Source organism: Cupriavidus sp. 01T418, from assembly GCF_056398885.1.
Genome location: NZ_JBFTQG010000005.1, coordinates 1 through 15,952 on the forward strand (window position 1 = coordinate 1; position 15,952 = coordinate 15,952).

16 protein-coding genes and 4 pseudogenes are annotated in these 15,952 nt (G+C 61.6%); 11 read left to right on the top strand and 9 right to left on the bottom strand.

Annotated elements, in window-relative coordinates; translation table 11 throughout:
* The 5 genes from AC1DQ3_RS07440 to AC1DQ3_RS07460 form a co-directional block, all read left to right on the top strand.
* Window positions 1-744: pyridoxal-dependent decarboxylase (locus AC1DQ3_RS07440; RefSeq protein WP_477119545.1), on the top strand; the 744-nt coding region annotated here is incomplete at its 5' end.
* 711 nt (window positions 745-1,455) lie between these two features.
* Window positions 1,456-1,818, top strand: coding sequence for a hypothetical protein (locus AC1DQ3_RS07445; RefSeq protein WP_477119546.1), 363 nt, complete (start codon window positions 1,456-1,458; stop codon window positions 1,816-1,818).
* A 191-nt stretch (window positions 1,819-2,009) separates the two neighbouring features.
* Entirely contained in the window at window positions 2,010-2,219 is a 210-nt protein-coding gene (locus AC1DQ3_RS07450; RefSeq protein ID WP_477119547.1) for a DUF2188 domain-containing protein, read from the top strand.
* 27 nt (window positions 2,220-2,246) lie between these two features.
* Window positions 2,247-2,453, top strand: a complete 207-nt coding sequence (locus tag AC1DQ3_RS07455; RefSeq protein WP_477119548.1) for a DUF2188 domain-containing protein — start codon at window positions 2,247-2,249, stop codon at window positions 2,451-2,453.
* A gap of 80 nt (window positions 2,454-2,533) precedes the next feature.
* The gene (locus tag AC1DQ3_RS07460; protein ID WP_477119549.1) at window positions 2,534-2,722 is read left to right on the top strand and encodes a hypothetical protein; all 189 of its coding nucleotides are present in this window, start codon (window positions 2,534-2,536) and stop codon (window positions 2,720-2,722) included.
* Window positions 2,723-2,965: 243 nt separating this feature from the next.
* Here AC1DQ3_RS07460 and AC1DQ3_RS07465 read toward each other — a convergent pair whose 3' ends face one another.
* Window positions 2,966-3,250 (bottom strand): hypothetical protein, encoded by a 285-nt coding sequence (locus AC1DQ3_RS07465; protein WP_477119550.1) that lies wholly within the window; start codon window positions 3,248-3,250, stop codon window positions 2,966-2,968.
* Window positions 3,251-3,264: 14 nt separating this feature from the next.
* Between AC1DQ3_RS07465 and AC1DQ3_RS07470 the strand changes: the two genes are divergently transcribed.
* The 3 genes and pseudogenes from AC1DQ3_RS07470 to AC1DQ3_RS07480 all read left to right on the top strand — a co-directional run.
* Entirely contained in the window at window positions 3,265-3,465 is a 201-nt protein-coding gene (locus AC1DQ3_RS07470) for a transposase (RefSeq protein ID WP_477119793.1), read from the top strand.
* A 114-nt stretch (window positions 3,466-3,579) separates the two neighbouring features.
* Window positions 3,580-4,285 (top strand): annotated as a pseudogene (locus tag AC1DQ3_RS07475) (IS6 family transposase).
* Window positions 4,286-4,420: 135 nt separating this feature from the next.
* Window positions 4,421-4,507: pseudogene (locus tag AC1DQ3_RS07480) on the top strand (IS5/IS1182 family transposase); the annotation flags it as partial.
* An 87-nt stretch (window positions 4,508-4,594) separates the two neighbouring features.
* On the opposite strand, the gene galE reads toward AC1DQ3_RS07480, so the two are convergent.
* From galE to AC1DQ3_RS07520, 8 genes and pseudogenes are all read right to left on the bottom strand, one after another.
* Complete coding sequence (galE, locus tag AC1DQ3_RS07485; RefSeq protein WP_477119551.1) at window positions 4,595-5,614, bottom strand: UDP-glucose 4-epimerase GalE; 1,020 nt, start codon at window positions 5,612-5,614, stop codon at window positions 4,595-4,597.
* A 104-nt stretch (window positions 5,615-5,718) separates the two neighbouring features.
* Entirely contained in the window at window positions 5,719-7,104 is a 1,386-nt protein-coding gene (locus AC1DQ3_RS07490) for a phosphomannomutase/phosphoglucomutase (RefSeq protein WP_477119552.1), read from the bottom strand.
* A gap of 82 nt (window positions 7,105-7,186) precedes the next feature.
* The gene (rfbC, locus tag AC1DQ3_RS07495) at window positions 7,187-7,738 is read right to left on the bottom strand and encodes a dTDP-4-dehydrorhamnose 3,5-epimerase (protein ID WP_477119553.1); all 552 of its coding nucleotides are present in this window, start codon (window positions 7,736-7,738) and stop codon (window positions 7,187-7,189) included.
* Between the two features lie 17 nt (window positions 7,739-7,755).
* Window positions 7,756-7,863: pseudogene (locus tag AC1DQ3_RS07500) on the bottom strand (sugar phosphate nucleotidyltransferase); the annotation flags it as partial.
* Window positions 7,860-8,777 (bottom strand): dTDP-4-dehydrorhamnose reductase, encoded by a 918-nt coding sequence (gene rfbD, locus AC1DQ3_RS07505; RefSeq protein WP_477119554.1) that lies wholly within the window; start codon window positions 8,775-8,777, stop codon window positions 7,860-7,862. The gene rfbD and the pseudogene AC1DQ3_RS07500, both read right to left, overlap by 4 nt.
* Window positions 8,767-9,831: a dTDP-glucose 4,6-dehydratase gene (gene rfbB, locus AC1DQ3_RS07510; RefSeq protein WP_477119555.1), complete on the bottom strand. Its 1,065-nt coding sequence runs from the start codon at window positions 9,829-9,831 to the stop codon at window positions 8,767-8,769. Before rfbB ends, rfbD begins: the two co-directional genes overlap by 11 nt.
* A 92-nt stretch (window positions 9,832-9,923) precedes the next feature.
* Window positions 9,924-10,727, bottom strand: coding sequence for a 2OG-Fe(II) oxygenase (locus tag AC1DQ3_RS07515; RefSeq protein WP_477119556.1), 804 nt, complete (start codon window positions 10,725-10,727; stop codon window positions 9,924-9,926).
* A gap of 20 nt (window positions 10,728-10,747) precedes the next feature.
* The gene (locus AC1DQ3_RS07520) at window positions 10,748-11,791 is read right to left on the bottom strand and encodes a GlxA family transcriptional regulator (RefSeq protein ID WP_477119557.1); all 1,044 of its coding nucleotides are present in this window, start codon (window positions 11,789-11,791) and stop codon (window positions 10,748-10,750) included.
* 648 nt (window positions 11,792-12,439) lie between these two features.
* Here AC1DQ3_RS07520 and AC1DQ3_RS07525 point away from each other — a divergent pair.
* From AC1DQ3_RS07525 to AC1DQ3_RS07535, 3 genes and pseudogenes are all read left to right on the top strand, one after another.
* Window positions 12,440-13,879 carry a mannose-1-phosphate guanylyltransferase/mannose-6-phosphate isomerase gene (locus AC1DQ3_RS07525; RefSeq protein WP_477119794.1) on the top strand — a complete coding sequence of 480 codons (1,440 nt, stop codon included), beginning with the start codon at window positions 12,440-12,442 and terminating at the stop codon, window positions 13,877-13,879.
* Window positions 13,880-14,137: 258 nt separating this feature from the next.
* Window positions 14,138-14,731 (top strand): annotated as a pseudogene (locus tag AC1DQ3_RS07530) (sugar transferase); the annotation flags it as partial.
* On the top strand, window positions 14,712-15,914 hold the full coding sequence (locus AC1DQ3_RS07535) for a polysaccharide biosynthesis/export family protein (RefSeq protein ID WP_477119558.1): 1,203 nt from the start codon (window positions 14,712-14,714) through the stop codon (window positions 15,912-15,914). The pseudogene AC1DQ3_RS07530 and the gene AC1DQ3_RS07535, both read left to right, overlap by 20 nt.
* The last annotated feature ends 38 nt before the right edge of the window (window positions 15,915-15,952 follow it).

Genomic DNA, 15,952 nt, shown 5'->3' on the forward strand with positions numbered 1-15,952 from the left:
TGCCATTTCCACGTGGATGCCGCATGGGGCGGCGCAACACTGCTGTCGGAGCGCGAGCGCTGGCGCTTCGCGGGCATCGAGCGTGCCGATTCCGTCGTCATCGATGCGCACAAACAGTTCTACGTGCCGATGGGTGCCGGCATGGTGCTGTTCCGGAGCCCGGCGTGGACGCAGGAAATCATCCAGCATGCGAACTACATCGTGCGCAAGGGCTCGGTGGACCTGGGGCGCCATACGCTCGAAGGATCGCGCGGCGCGGCGGCAGTCATGCTCTATGCAAACCTTCATCTGCTCGGTCGCAAGGGGTTGGCGCAGTTGATCGATCGTAGCATCGATAACGCCCACTACTTTGCATCCCTGATTGCGCAGCAGCCCGATTTCGAGCTCGACAGCCACCCGCAGCTTTGCATCCTGACCTATCGCCATATGCCCGAGACCGTGCGTGCCGCGCTGGCAACGGCTTCGGCCGACAGGCGCGAGAAGATTCTGGACGCGCTGGATGCGCTGACCATCAGCATTCAGGAAATGCAGCGCGATGCCGGCCGCTCGTTCGTATCGCGCACGCAGTTGATGTCGACACAGTGGGGTGGCCGCCCGATTGCCGTTTTCCGCGTGGTGCTGGCCAACCCGGATACGACGCATGCCATCCTGCAGGATATCCTCGACGAACATCGCGCGCTGGCGGCGGCCAGCCCATGCATGGCGCGGCTGATGGCGCTGGTGGGGGCACCGGACGGCGCGTGAGGCATTTGCAACTGGCGGGCGCCATTCGCCGACTCCATTGGCGACCGCGACCGGCAACCTAAAGCGGGAAACGCGGCTCGCGGAATGCAAATCGAACCCGTGGAACGTCTAGCCAAGGCTCCTGCTGTTGCAGATTGCTATTTCGGCTAATGGCGACCTCTAATTACGCAAATGTGGATGCGCGCCAGGATAGATGAAGGAAAACTGCTCTTCTCCTGCCGATGCTCGCGAGTGCTTTCAATGGAGATCTCCCTGGCGCGCAGGTCGTGGCGTGAACGCGGATCGCCAGAATACCCCTATTTTTCCGATCTTTCGCGAGGTCATACGCATGGCTCTACCGAACTGTCACCCTCCCCGTCCGACCGTCCGTCCGTCCGCCCTGCCCGGCCAGCAATAGAATTTCGCCGACACCGGCTCGGCGCAGCCCGTGGGTTCGAGTCCCATCATCCACACCAAAGCGACTTAACCTTCGCTGTTTGTACGTCTCAAAGCGGAGCTTTGCTCCCACCATATTCCCACGGTGGGAATACCCGTTTGTCCCGGCCCTTCCAACGATTCCCTCGATTTACATCCCCGCCTACAAGTGTGCGGCGTTTGCCTCTTTCCTCCCTTTGCTCCATAGACTGTATATCCATACAGTTAACTCAACTACCCACGATTGACTTGGAACGGCCCTATACTGGATATCCATACAGTATAAGTGAGAGAGACATGTTCACCTGCGATCTCGAGACCGTCTTCCTGTACCGCCGCGCAGCCAATGCGGTCGCCGTGCCCTTCACATGCGCGCGCATCACTGTGTACGATCCACTGCTGACCGCCGACACGTGGAATCCCGAGGTAGAGGCTGCGGCACAGGCTGCCGGCGCTCGGCTCGTCCTGCGTGGTATCGACACCGCAGCAATTATGGTGCTGCCTTGGACAATCGACCGTCTAGAGTTTGACTGCCAAGGCGCTTGGCTAAGCTTCTTGCTTGACTACAGCATCCAGTTCACGGGCCCACGCTCGATCTCCCTGCGCACCCGCGGCGAGCGCCACTACGCAACGCGCCAGGAGGCAGCATGCCAGCTCTGACCTTTCAGGCCGAACCGATCTTCCTGGAATCCCAGTTTCTGCCTGGCGACACGGCCGAACTAGGGCGCTGGCGTCAAGGGCAAAATGCCAGAGAAAAGGCAGAGGTGCAGTCCGCTGGGTAGGACGGCGCCCGATGCCGGCTTTTACCTGTCTCTCCTAAGCTTTATGCATCTCCCTCACGAGGAACTGAGATGCGAGGAGACATCCTGATTTGTGCCGTGCCGGCCGGTTGGGTCTTGAAATTATGTGGCGCCACCACCGCAATCCTGGAGTTCGAAGCTCAAGACGAAGCACTGAGCGTCGGAAGCACCATGGCGGCCCGCAGCGGTGTCAATCTAGTGATCGAGGATCGGACTGGCATAAAGCAAATCATTTGCTCGCCGTTGCCATCGCCGGCATGACCACGGTGCCGCCTTAGGGGCATAGCCATGATACATAAGGGCAATTTCCACGTCATACCTCACGGCAGGGGCTGGGATGTCAAGCAGGAAGGCGCGGTGCGCGCGCGGTTCCACTATGACAGCCAGGAAGATGCGATCAAAGCTGGCAGTGCACTTGCCCAGCGCGAAGAAGTCGAGTTGGTGGTGCATGGCAAGGACGGCGAGATCCGTCTGTGCAGTAGCCATGGCAACTGACCTGCGGGACGCCAACGGCTGAGACGTCATGCGCCACACGCATTGAAAGAATGCAAATGAACCCAAATGGAATGGCCGAGATGGGCCAGGTCCTGGCCAAGATTATCGCGCGCCTGATCGGCGCAGTATCCCTGTTCATCATTGGTCTGCATGCCACTGATTCAGCGGTTGGTCTCTCCGCCATAACCCTCAGCAAGGAACCGCTGTTTGTATCGGTGGTGGCCATTGCACTGTGGGTCATGTGCGAAGCATCTTGGAGCCACGAGTGACTGGACCAGGATCGCGACGCGTCCCGCGCACGCTGATCCGGCCAATCCTCACGCCACGTCGCTCCCCTGCCAAGTGGCCTGTGCTGCCAAACCGGGGTTTAAGGTTGGGGAGGAATCCTGGCGATTAATTGCATTTTGATTGGCTTGCCAAGGACAACTGGGGGGTCGGCCGGGATTCGGCTTATGCTCTGCCGCTCATAATTGCGAATCCCGGCCGCCCCTCAATCTGCAGCAAAAGGACGATTACCCCGACTTCGAGGAAGTCTTCATCGACAGCACCATTGTGCGTGCCCACCAGCATGCCGCCGGCGCGCCCCAAAAAAAGGCGATCAGGCGATCGGCCGCTCGCGTGGCGGATTGACCACCAAGATTCATGCGCTGGTCGATGGATTGGGTATGCTCACGCGCTTTCGCCTGACCGGCGGCTAGGCCGGGGACAGCCGCGAAGCGCTGCCTTTGCTTGACGAACTGAAGCCCGCCAGTCTGGCCGCCGACAAAGCCTACGATTCGAACGCGATCCTGCAACACCTGCAGTCCGCGGTATTCAAGCCGTCATCCCCAGTCGCGCCAATCGTCTTGAACAACGCCCCCTGGACGAGCATCTGTATGCCTCGCGAAATTTGATCGAACGCTTCTTCTGCCGCATCAAGCAATTCCGCCGCGTTGCCACGCGCTACGACAAGCTCTCCGAACGTTTCTCATCGTTCGTTGCGCTCGCCGCCGCATTCATCTGGATCTGCTGATTGTCAACAGGCCCTAGGGAGGCGCATATTCCGCTACACCGATTCCACCGTTTCTGTCGCACTATGGGAGGCTGGTATGCTGCGGACCTCGCAAGAAGAACCATGTGAACGACGATGAGAGAGCCGAATCCGGCGGTGGCGAATGTGCTTCAACGGTTGCATTATCTGCTGGATGTGATGCTGACCTGCGTACGGTGGTAGTACGTGGCCTACCCGCTGAGCCCGCGCCATCTCGAAGAGATGATGGCCGAGCGAGGTATATCGGTTGATCATTCGACGGTGCACCGCTGGGCGCTCAAGCTGCTGCCAGTGCCTCGAGAAGGCGTTCCGCCGCCACAAGCGTGCAGTCGGCAGAAGCTGGCGGATGGACGAGACGTATATCAAGGTCAAGGGCGAGTGGAAGTATTTATACCGGACCGTGGACAAGGCGTGCGACACAGTCGATTTTCTGTTGCGGGCCAAACGGGATACGGCGGCGCCCCGGCGCTACTTCGAGAAGGCCATCGACCAGAATGGCGCGCCCGGAACAGTGACCATCGACAAGAGCGGCGCCAATCTGGCCGGGCTGCACGTGATCAACGCACAGCGCGAAAGGCCCATCAGGATTCGCCAGGCCAAGTATTTGAACAACATCGTGGAACAGGACCATCGGGCGATCAAGCGCCGCACCCGACCCATGCTCGGGTTCAAGGTTTTTCGCTGCGCGCGGATTCTGCTGGGCGGCATCGAGGTGATGCATATGATCGTGAAAGGACAGATGAAGTACGCTCGCGGCACCAATCCGTCCGCAGCCGACCAGTTCTACTCGTTGGCGACGTAAGCGGTCCTCAGCACATCAACCCAGCTCGCTTCAACCGCCTTATTGCGACAAAACCCCATCCGAGCGATCAAGGCGAAGGTGGCTATCCCTCCGCGCTAGAATCGCAAGATCAAGCACCGCATACAATCGTATGCGCGCAACCTGGTCGAACGCTTCTTCAGCAGAATCAAACATTTTCGTCGTGTTGCGACTCGATACGACAAGCTCGCCGATAGCTATCTGGTCGATTCCCCCGCTTCCCCGGCTGAGAGAAGCGAGCAAACCGAGCGGGCCGCAGCGCCCACTCAGAAACGGTTACGTCGCACAGTTTCAGCCGGCAAACCCACTCGGATTCATAGATTGCCAACGCCAGGAATCTTCGCACATGCGGGCAAGGTCGTACCGCGCACGCCAGCCCAGCATGCGGTGTGCCAGCGCGGAATCGGCATAGCAGGAAGCGATATCGCCGGCTCGGCGCGCCACGATTTCATACGGCACGGGGCGGCCGCTGGCGCACTCGTACGCCCTGACCACTTCCAACACGCTGTAGCCGCGGCCGGTGCCGAGGTTGACCGTTATCCCCTGCTGGTGGCCGCGCAGGTAAGCCAACGCCGCGAGGTGGCCGTCTGCCAGGTCGGATACGTGGATATAGTCGCGCACGCCGGTACCGTCGGCCGTAGGATAGTCGCCGCCGAACACCATCAGCTTCTTGCGGCGCCCGCCCGCCACCTGCGCCACGTAAGGCATCAGGTTATTTGGCACACCGCTCGGGTCCTCGCCGATCAGCCCGCTCTCGTGCGCGCCCACCGGGTTGAAATAGCGCAAATGGGCAATGCGCCAGTCCGGATCGGATTTTTCAAGGTCGCGCAGGATCTGCTCACCCATCAGCTTGGTCTGGCCGTAGGGATTCGTTGCGGACAGCGGGAAGTTCTCGAGAATCGGGACTGTGTGCGGATTACCATAGACGGTGGCTGAAGAACTGAACACCAGTTGTTTCACCCCTGCTGCCTGCATGGTCGTGCATAGGGTCAGCAGACCGTTCAGGTTGTTATCGTAGTACGCCAGCGGCTGGCTCACGGATTCGCCTACCGCCTTGAGTGCCGCGAAATGGATGGCGCCGGTGATGCGATGCTCGGCAAACAGGCGGTCGAGCAGCGCACGGTCGCGCACATCACCTTTGACAAAATGCGGGGTTTTTCCCGAAATGGCGGCAATTCGCTCCACCACTATCTGATTGCTGTTGCACAGATTATCCAGACCGATGACATCGTACCCGTCGTCAAGCAGCGCCACCCACGTATGCGATGCGATATATCCGGTGGCGCCAGTCAGCAGCAATGACTCAGACATGAGGATTTTTCAGGTTGAAGAAAATGGGTTAAGGAAGCCTCATACAACCCTTGCCACCGGCGCAGGTGCGCAAGCCTGCCATGTTCAAAGGGTCAAGCACATATTCAGAAGGGCAGCCGCGCATCCGGCTTCTCGCCCAGGATCACGCGTTTGAATTCAGCCTGGATCCGCGCCAGCGCGGCGTCGTTGTCCGCCTCGAACCGCATCACCACCACCGGCGTCGTATTGGACGGACGGGCCAGGCCGAAGCCATCGGCGTACTCGACGCGCACGCCGTCGATGGTGATGACCTCGCGAGCACCCTCGAACTTCGCGTTGGCCTTGATCTTGTCCAGCAGCGTGAACGGCTCACCCTCGGCGCACTTGAGTTGCAACTCGGGGGTGTTGTTGGCGTTCGGCAGCGCATTCAGCACGGCGCTCGGGTCGGCGTGGCGCGACAGGATTTCCAGCAGGCGGGCGCCCGTGTACAGGCCATCGTCAAAGCCGTACCAGCGATCCTTGAAGAACACGTGCCCGCTCATCTCGCCGGCGATCGGTGCGCCAGTCTCCTTGAGCTTGGCCTTCACCAGCGAATGGCCGGTCTTCCACATCAGCGGCTCGCCACCATGCTGGCGAATCCACGGGGCCAGCTTGCCCGTGCATTTGACGTCGTAGATCACCTGCGCGCCCGGGTTGCGCGACAGGATTTCTTCGGCGAACAGCATCAGTTGGCGATCCGGGAAAATCACCTGACCGTCCTTGGTCACCACGCCGAGGCGGTCGCCATCGCCATCAAAGGCCAGGCCCAGCTCGCAATCCGTCTCGCGCAGGCACTTCATCAGGTCTTGCAGGTTCTCCACATGGGCCGGGTCCGGATGGTGGTTGGGGAAGTGCCCGTCCACCTCGCAGAACAGTTCCGTCACCTCGCAGCCCAGCCCGCGGAACAGGTCGCCAACGAAAGCGCCTGCCACGCCGTTGCCTGCATCCAGCGCGATCTTCATGGGGCGCGCGAGCTCCACGTCGCCGATGATGCGCTCGAGATATTGCTGACGCACATCCACTTCCCGGTAGGAACCGGCGCCACTTGCGCAGCTGCCGGCCTCGATCCGCTGGCGCAGCGCCTGAATCTGCTCGCCGTAGATCGCTTTGCCTGCCAGGACCATCTTGAAGCCGTTGTAGTCGGGTGGGTTGTGGCTGCCGGTGACCATGATGCCCGAGGTGGCGCGCGCGCTATCCACTTCGATATTGGTCCCGAAGTAGACCATTGGGGTGGCAACCATGCCCAGGTCGGTCACATCCACACCGGCTGCGCGCAGGCCTTCGACCAGGCCGCCGAGTAGATCCGGGCCTGACAGGCGGCCGTCACGGCCGACAGCGACGGACTTTTCGCCAAGCTCACGGGCAGCCGAGCCGAAGGACAGACCAATCAGCCGGGCAACGTCGCGGGTAAGCGTTTTGCCGACGATGCCACGAATGTCATAGGCCTTGAAAACGGAAGGGCTAACTGGCATGGGATATGTCTCGTTAAAATCGGTTGAAGCCACGCCGGCCGCTCGTCTCCGAAATCGAAGTCATCTGCCGCTTCTGAGTTCCCTACGCAAACAGTTCTGCATGTCCGATTGATTTCGCGGCGGCATCTTTGGCGGCGAGGACAGGTTCGCCATTGATCGGCCAGTCGATGCCTACCTGCGCATCGTTCCAGAGCAAGCTACGCTCATGTTCCGGATACCAATAGTCCGTCGTTTTATAGAGAAACTCCGCATATTCAGATGTCACTACAAATCCATGGGCGAAGCCTTCTGGCACCCACAGCTGGCGCTTGTTCTCTGCTGATAACGTGACACCAACCCACTTGCCAAAATTCGGGGAGCTCATGCGCAGGTCCACCGCGGCATCGAACACTTGGCCCACCACCACGCGCACCAGCTTGCCTTGGGGATGCTTGATCTGATAGTGAAGCCCGCGCAATACATTGCGTGCGGAGCGCGAATGATTGTCTTGCACAAAGGTTCGTTTCACGCCCGTCGCCTCCTCAAACAAGCGCCCATTGAAGCTCTCATAAAAGAAGCCGCGGTCATCACCGAACACCTTTGGCTCGATGATCAAAACCTCGGCAATGTCAGTTTGAATAACATTCAAGCTCATTTGATAGGATCCAAAATGTCGTAGACCGGCAGCAATTGCTTCGATACCGATCGCGTAGTCGGATAGAGCCGGGTGCCGGAACCCCCGGCCAGGATAATGCCTTTGCGCATGGTAAACAGGCTCAGGAAAAAATCTGGTCTAGTAGGAAATGCACGCCCTGCTGCCAATCTGGAAGGTGGATATCGAAGGTCTGGCGCAGCTTGCTGGTGTCCAGGCGCGAGTTGGCCGGGCGCGGCGCCGGCAGAGGATAAGCCGTGGCGGGAATCGGCTCGATACACCCTGGATCGACCTTCAACTCGATACCATGGGCGGCGGCATAGCGCAGCACTTCGGTTGCGTAGGCGTGCCAAGTGGTTTCACCAGCAGCGGCCAGGTGATAGAGGCCGGAGGGAAACGACGTGCGGTCGCCAGACAGCCAGCGTCGTCCCACGATCTGCGCGGTCACGTCGGCAATCAGCGTTGCAGTGGTGGGTGCGCCAAACTGGTCGGCAATCACGCGTAGGCTGTCGCGCTCACGCCCCAGGCGAAGCATTGTCTTGGCGAAATTGCCGCCATGCGCGCCTGCCGCCCAGCAGGTCCGCAGGATTAACGACCGTGCACCGGTGGCGGTAATGGCCTGTTCACCGGCGAGCTTGCTCTTGCCGTACACCGACAGTGGATTGACCGGGTCGGTTTCGACATAGGTCCCGTTTTTGGTGCCGTCGAAGACATAATCCGTAGAATAGTGGACCAGCAGGCTCCCGAGCGCCTTGGCTTCTTCTGCCAGAATTCCAGCAGCCGTGCCGTTGATGGTGAAGACCAGATCGGGTTCGGTTTCCGCCTTGTCCACCGCGGTATAGGCGCCCGGGTTGACAATCACGTCGGGCCGGTACTCGCGCACCATGCGGCGGATTTCGTCCGGGCAAGACAGGTCGCAGCCGGTACGATCCAATGCCACGACACGGCCCAGCGGGGCCAGGCTACGACGCAGTTCGAAGCCGACCTGGCCATTGCTCCCGGTCACTAAGAAGGTGGGGACGCTGATCGCTTTATGCTGCATATTGGTTGCCCACCCAGTTCCGGTAGTCGCCCGACATCACGTTCTGAACCCAGGCTTGGTTGTCCAGGTACCACTGCACGGTCTTGCGCAGGCCGGTTTCTAGAGTCTCGGCGGGCTTCCAGCCCAGCTCGCGCTCGAGCTTGTGGGCATCGATAGCGTAGCGACGGTCGTGGCCCGGGCGATCCTTGACGAAGGTGATCTGGTCGCGATAGGAGCCGATAGCCTTGGGGCGGAGTTCATCCAGCAAGTCACACAGGGTGTGGACCACATCGAGGTTAGTCTTCTCGTTCCAGCCGCCCACGTTATAAGTCTCACCCACGCGGCCGCGTGCCAGCACTGCGCGGATCGCGGCGCAGTGGTCACCCACGTAGAGCCAGTCGCGCACATTGAGGCCATCGCCGTAGACGGGCAGCGACCTGCCAGCCAAGGCATTGGTAATCATCAGCGGAATCAGCTTCTCGGGAAAGTGATAGGGACCGTAATTGTTCGAGCAGTTGGTCGTCAGCACCGGCAGCCCGTAAGTGTGGTGATAGGCCCGGACCAAGTGGTCTGACGCAGCCTTGGAGGCCGAATACGGACTATTCGGCTGATAGGCGGTGGTTTCCGAGAATTGGGGATCGCTGGGGCCCAGCGATCCGAACACTTCGTCGGTGGAGACGTGCAGGAAGCGGAAGGCAGCCTTGGCGGCGGCGTCCAGACCTCCCCAATAAGTGCGCGCGGTTTCGAGCAAGTTGAAGGTGCCGACGATATTGGTCTGGATGAACTCGGCCGGGTCGTGGATGGAGCGGTCGACGTGGCTTTCGGCGGCAAAGTGAACCACCGCGCACGGCTTATGGGCGGCAAACAGCTTGTCCAGGGCGGCGCGGTCGCAGATATCAGTCTGCGAGAAGATGTGGCGGGCGTCACCTCCGAGGGAGGCCAGGGTGTTGCGGTTGCCGGCGTAGGTCAGCTTGTCGACGTTGATGATACCGTCCGTGACATCCTGGCTCAGCCAATTCAGGACGAAGTTGGCGCCGATGAAGCCGGCACCGCCGGTGACGAGCATATATGACATCCTCTTGCCCTCGTCAGCGCGGTACGGCCTTGTGATAGCGGCTTGGGCGTATCGTGGCATGATCCCTCCATCGCAAGTGATTGCGGTCCCCGCTATCGTCCAACAATCCGCTTGGCCAACGCCTTCGCATAAGGCGGCGTAATGCCATGCAGGATGTCCCGTGCGGTGAAGCCGTACYGCTCGCCCGGCCGCGTCTGGAAGCGGGTGGAATGCTCATCGGCGGCATCCGGCTCGGGCCGGCCGTTGGAGTAGTAGTAGAGCGCGATCGACCGTCGCGTGACGCCTCGCGGGCACGCAAGGGGTTCGGGATGCCCGTGCCATGAGCACTCATTGGTATTGAAGACGACCAGCCGGTTTCCGATCGGCGCGATCTTCTGCACGCAGCGCTGGACCTCGTTGTCCCACAGTTGCAGATGGCCGGCCCAGCTGTCCTCCCACTTGTCATTGAGATACAGCAGCACATTGAGCCGACGGTCAAGCTCCCATTCGAGATGGTAGTTGTAGTCGATATGCAGGCACAGGTGGCCGCCAGGCAGCGTCTGGTGCAGGCCGCCGCCATGGAGGTGGGGGTCCGGCACCAGCCCCTGGATGCCGGACAGCGTTTCCAGGAAGCGGGTGAATCCGGGCGCATTGAACTCCATGATCAGTGCCCGCAGCGCAGGCGGGATGGCGTAGAAGTCCTGGCTTTGCAGCTTCAGGTTCTCGGTGGCCGAGTGAAACTTGAACCAGACGTGCTCCGTTGCGCCTGGAAACGCATCGCTGGCTTCCCGATAAACGTCTTCATCAAGAAAGTTGTCGATGCAGATATGGGGGAACGGGTCGGCGCAACGGTAGGTTTCCGACAGTTCACGGGACATCCCCTCGAGTTTCGCAACATCCAGCAGGTCGTGGCGCATGCTCAGGTCTCCTCCAGTAGCTAGGTTGTTTCGCACTGCTTTGTCTTGCCCTGATTGCGGTACGCCGTGGGCGACAGCGAGAAGCGCTTGCGGAAAATCTTGGCGAGCCGGTCTCCGTTTCCCATCCCGCAGCGCCGCGCTATTTTGTCGACCGGCAGGTCCGTTTCCATCAGCAGCCGGCAAATCATGTCCAGCCGCGCGCGAAGCAAGTACTCCGACGGCGTCACGCCCAGGGCCCACTTGAAGCGCCGCAGGTAGTTGCGCTCGCTCATGGCGGCAACACGCGCCGCGTCGGCCACGGAGATCGCTTCCGTGTAATGCTCCGCGATCCACCGTGCCGACGCGCGCATCTTTTCGGTGGTTTCGGACGATGCGATGTCGGGCGCGTCGCCAGCTTCCCCGGCATCCGGGCGCACCAGCGGCATGTCCGGTTGCGGCGCGAGCTGCCTTGCAACTTCCCGGGCCATGACGAAGCCAAGGTCCGACTCGATCTGTGCCAGGGCCATATCGACGGCAGACGGCATGACGTCCGGAGCGGAGTCCACGCCTCCCCGGCACCAGAATACGGAAGGCGTGGCATGGCTGGCGCCGACGAATTTGTCCCTCTTGGCGATACGCAGCGGATGTGCCCGGGAGACGCGGGGCAGGGTCGGCTCCCGCCCCGCGCGGGAGCGCTCCAGCACCATTTCGCTGACCTCGAGCATGGCGGTCATGAGCCGCGCATCGCGCTCAACGACCGGCTCGCGCTCGCTGCAGGCAATAAAGATGGCGTTGAAGTCTCGCTGACCCAGCGCGTCCAGGCTCTGCGTCCAGATCCGGATGGAAGAGGAGCACGCGACATTGCCGCCGCGGTAAGAAAAGAGGGAGAGCTGGTAGACAGGTCGCCTGCGACGCAGGAGTTCGAGTTCGTTGGCCACGCGGAAGGCTTCCGCGATGATGCCGGCAGTAAGCAGCGAGCAGCCTTCAAACAGCAGCAACCCGATGCGCTGAATTTCCCGTTGGCCGGCTACCGGTAGCGGACCGAGGCACCGGACCGGCGGCGGCATATCGACAAGGTGCTCCATGGCATCACTACCCCCTTGTGTGGAATCCAAAAAAATCAAATATGTTGCATTGCATCATAATGGAAATTGGACGCCGTGCAAGGTCGACTGGCTGAAAGTTCCGCTATGTTGGCGGATCATTACTTGGCACTAGTTGGTTTTCTGCAAAAATGCGGCGTGCCAATCATGTTATGTATCTGATTTGAGTCACTTTCCCTAATTCCGGGATTTTAAATTAGGTAAAGATAATGACTAGATGCCCCATAGAGTGGCTTCTGCACTGGGATTTGGCAAATCGTGATCGAAAATATCGCCTCGCCGCAATTTTTGGCATTGTGACTGAATTCTGAGTGGCGCCGTTGTCATTCCATACATTTCAGCATTTTCCCCCCGTAGCTCCAGGTGGCTCGCGCACTACTTTTTATAATCAATTTCCCGGTTAATCGGCCAATCATTCTGCGTTTTCCGCCAGTCCGCTTCTAAGGCTTTTCGGCGCATCTATGCTTCGCTGCAACAAAGACGGTTTCCCCGTTTCCCCGCTTGCAGGCCCACGCCGGACAGGAGCAGATCATGCGCACGACGGACCCGCTGGATGCAGTCGATGTTGTGGATGACACCGCCATCGATGCACTTGCCGGCCAGGACTGGCCATCGCCGCCCGCCCTGGGCATGCGGCTTTCCGCAGTGGTGCTTGCCGGGGGCTCCGGCACCCGGTTGTGGCCCCTGTCGCGCAAGCACTTTCCCAAGCAGCTGATCGACATCATCGGCCGCGATTCCCTGCTGCAGGCCACCGCACGCCGCCTGGCCGGCCTCCATGGCAACGCCGGCGCTGATGTCGCGCCGATCATCGTCTGCGGCGAAGCACACCGCTTCATGGCCGCGCAGCAACTGGCCGAGGCAGGGTTGGACGCGCGTATCGTCGTCGAGCCGGTCGGGCGCAATACGGCGCCGGCGCTGACGCTCGCCGCGCTGCTGTCCTGTGAGCATGGCAACGACAGCATCCTCGTCGCCATGCCCGCGGACCACGTGATTGCCGATGGCAATGCGTTCCGTCTCGCCATATTGCGCGCGGCACGCTTTGCAGAACAGGGGGCCATCGTCACGCTCGGGGTGCCGCCTACGCGCGCCGACACGGCCTTCGGCTATATCCGCCTCGGTGCGCCGCTCGACGGCATGGCGCACCGGATCGACGCGTTCGTGGAGAAGCCCGCTGCCGAACTTGCGGCGCAGTACCTCGCGTCCGGCGAATACTGGTGGAACAGCGGCATCTTCGTGGTGCGCGCCAGCACCTGGCTGGCCACGCTGCAACAACTCCAGCCGGCAATGCACGCGGCCTGCGTGAGCGCCTGCGCGGCCGGACGCGGCGACGGCGCGTTCTTTCATCCGCACGCGGCGTCGTTCGCAGAGGTGCCATCGGACTCGATCGACTACGCCGTGATGGAGCACCTGGCACGCGCCGATGCGCTCGAAGGCATTGTGGTACCGCTGGAGGCGGGCTGGTCCGACCTCGGTTCGTGGGACGCGGTATGGGATGCCATCGACAAGGACGACGACGGCAATGCCGCGCGCGGCCGCGTGATGTTCGAGGGCGCCACCTCGTGCTACGCCCATTCGGAGGGCCGGCTGGTGGCCTGCGTGGGTACGGTCAATCTGATCGTGGTCGAAACCGCCGATGCCGTGCTGGTGGTGGACCGCTCGCGGGTCCAGGCGGTCAAGGGCCTGGTCGAGCGCATCGCGCGCCAGCATGGACCGGAGGCCGAGACCCATCGAAAGGTTCAGCGGCCATGGGGCAGCTATGACTCGCTCGACCATGGCGAGCGCTTCCAGGTCAAGCGCATCGTGGTGCATCCCGGCGCCGCTCTTTCCTTGCAGCTGCACCACCACCGCGCGGAGCACTGGACGGTGGTACGCGGCACCGCGCGGGTCACGCGTGGCGACGAGCAGTTCCTGCTCAGCGAGAACGAATCCACTTACATCCCCATCGGCGTGACGCACCGGCTCGAGAACCCCGGAAAGCTGCCGCTCGAGATCATCGAGGTGCAGTCCGGCGCGTACCTCGGCGAGGACGACATTGTCCGCATCGCCGACACCTACGGGCGCTGCGTCTGACGGCCGTCCGACAGCCGCAGCCAGCGGCAAGGGAGATCGACTGCAGTCCAACCTCTACCAGGGAGCGTCGCCATGTTCACAGTGAAATCACTCTTTGCAAGATCCGGTATCGTACCCAGCCGCCTGACCGCGGCCTCTCCTGCCGCGCCGGGCATGGAGGCTGGCTTGCCCGGCACAATGGCGGCATTCGGAGCGCCCTCCCAGCCGTTGGCGGCAGGCGTGGACCTGCGATTTCCGTCACCGCTGGGACTGGGCGCCAAGCGGGCGTTCGATGTCGCTGCAGCGCTTGCGCTGTTGCTGCTGCTGTCGCCACTGCTGGCCGTGGTGGCAATGCTGGTGATGCGGGACGGCGGACCATGCATGTTCGGGCACACCCGCGTTGGCGTGGATGGCAGGAAGTTCAAGTGCCTGAAGTTTCGTTCGATGGTGCTCAACGCAGACGCCGTGCTGAAGGAATTGCTGGCGACCGACCCGGCGGCGCGCGCCGAATGGGAAAAGGATTTCAAGCTCAGGAACGATGTCCGGGTCACCCCGCTCGGGCGCCTTATCCGGCGTACCAGCATCGATGAATTGCCACAACTGTGGAATGTCGTGCGCGGCGACATGAGCCTTGTCGGTCCGCGCCCCGTCGTCGAGAAGGAACTCGAGCGGTACGGCGATGCTGCGGCGTATTACCTCCGCGTCCTTCCCGGCATTACCGGCCTCTGGCAGGTCAGCGGCCGCAATGAAACGGATTACGGGACGCGCGTCTCGCTCGACGTTGCCTACGTCAGGAACTGGTCGTTCCTTGGTGACATCGGAATCCTGTTCAAGACGATCGGGGTGGTGCTACATGGCCGCGGCGCGTACTGACCAACTGCATGGCCGGATCCTGGCGGCGACGTTGCTGTCGGGCCTGGCGGCCCTCCTCGGCGCCTGTACGATGGCGCCCGGGATGTCGTTCCAATCCCAGTCCGGTCCTCCGCCCGATGCCGCTCGCGCGACGCAGCCATCCTCCGTGGGGACCGTACCCGAGCTGCCGTCGATAAAAGGCATGCAGTCTGTCACTCGCGACAACCTGGTCGAGATTACCGGTACCCTGATCGATGCACAGCAAGCCACCCGGCCCCAGGGTGTGCCGCAAGAGGTCCGCGCGCTGTTCGACAAGCCGCGCGCCTACGTATTGGGACCCGGCGATGTGCTGAGCATCGTGGTGTGGGACCATCCGGAACTGAATATGCCGGCGCTGCAGGTAACCAGTGGCGCGGATACTGCCGGCTCCAACGCGGTGGTAACCGGCTATACCGTGGACGCTCGCGGCATGGTGCAGTTCGCTTTCGTCGGCATCGTCCCTGTGGCGGGCCTCACCGAGGCTGATGCGCGCGAGCTTCTCACCAGGCGCCTGTCCGAATACGTGCGCAATCCGCAGATCACCCTGCGCATCCAGGCATATCGCAGCAAGCGCGTCTATCTGGACGGCGCCGTGCAGACCCCCGGTCTGCAGATCATCAATGATGTGCCAATGACGCTACCCGAGGCGATCAATCGCGCCGGCGGCTTCACCGCAACGGCGGACCGCTCTTGGGTGGCTCTGACGCGTGGCGACAAGACCGTACGCATCAACCTGCCAGACCTCATCGCCAACGGCCGGAATCCATCCGACATCCTGCTGCGCGACGGCGACCTGGTACGTTTTTACGCCGCCACCGACAGCAAGGTTTTTGTACTTGGCGAAGTGGCGCGGGCATCCACGCTGACGCTCAATAACGGCAAGCTGAGCCTGAACCAGGCGCTTGGCGATGCCGGTGGCGTCAGCCAGTACTCCGGCGACGCGCGACACGTGTATGTCGTGCGTGGGGACAATGGCAACAAGCCAGTGGTGTACCACCTCGACGCGAGTACGCCATCGGCGATGGCGTTGGCAGACGGCTTTTCGCTGCAGGCCAACGACGTGGTGTTCGTCGATGCGTCGGCGCTGGTTCGCTGGAGCCGCGTTGTCAACCTGCTGTTGCCCACCGCCCAGACTGCGACCGTCGGCCGGGCGCTTGTCCCGTGAAATCAGCGCCTATGCACGATCGATACCCACGCAGGAGT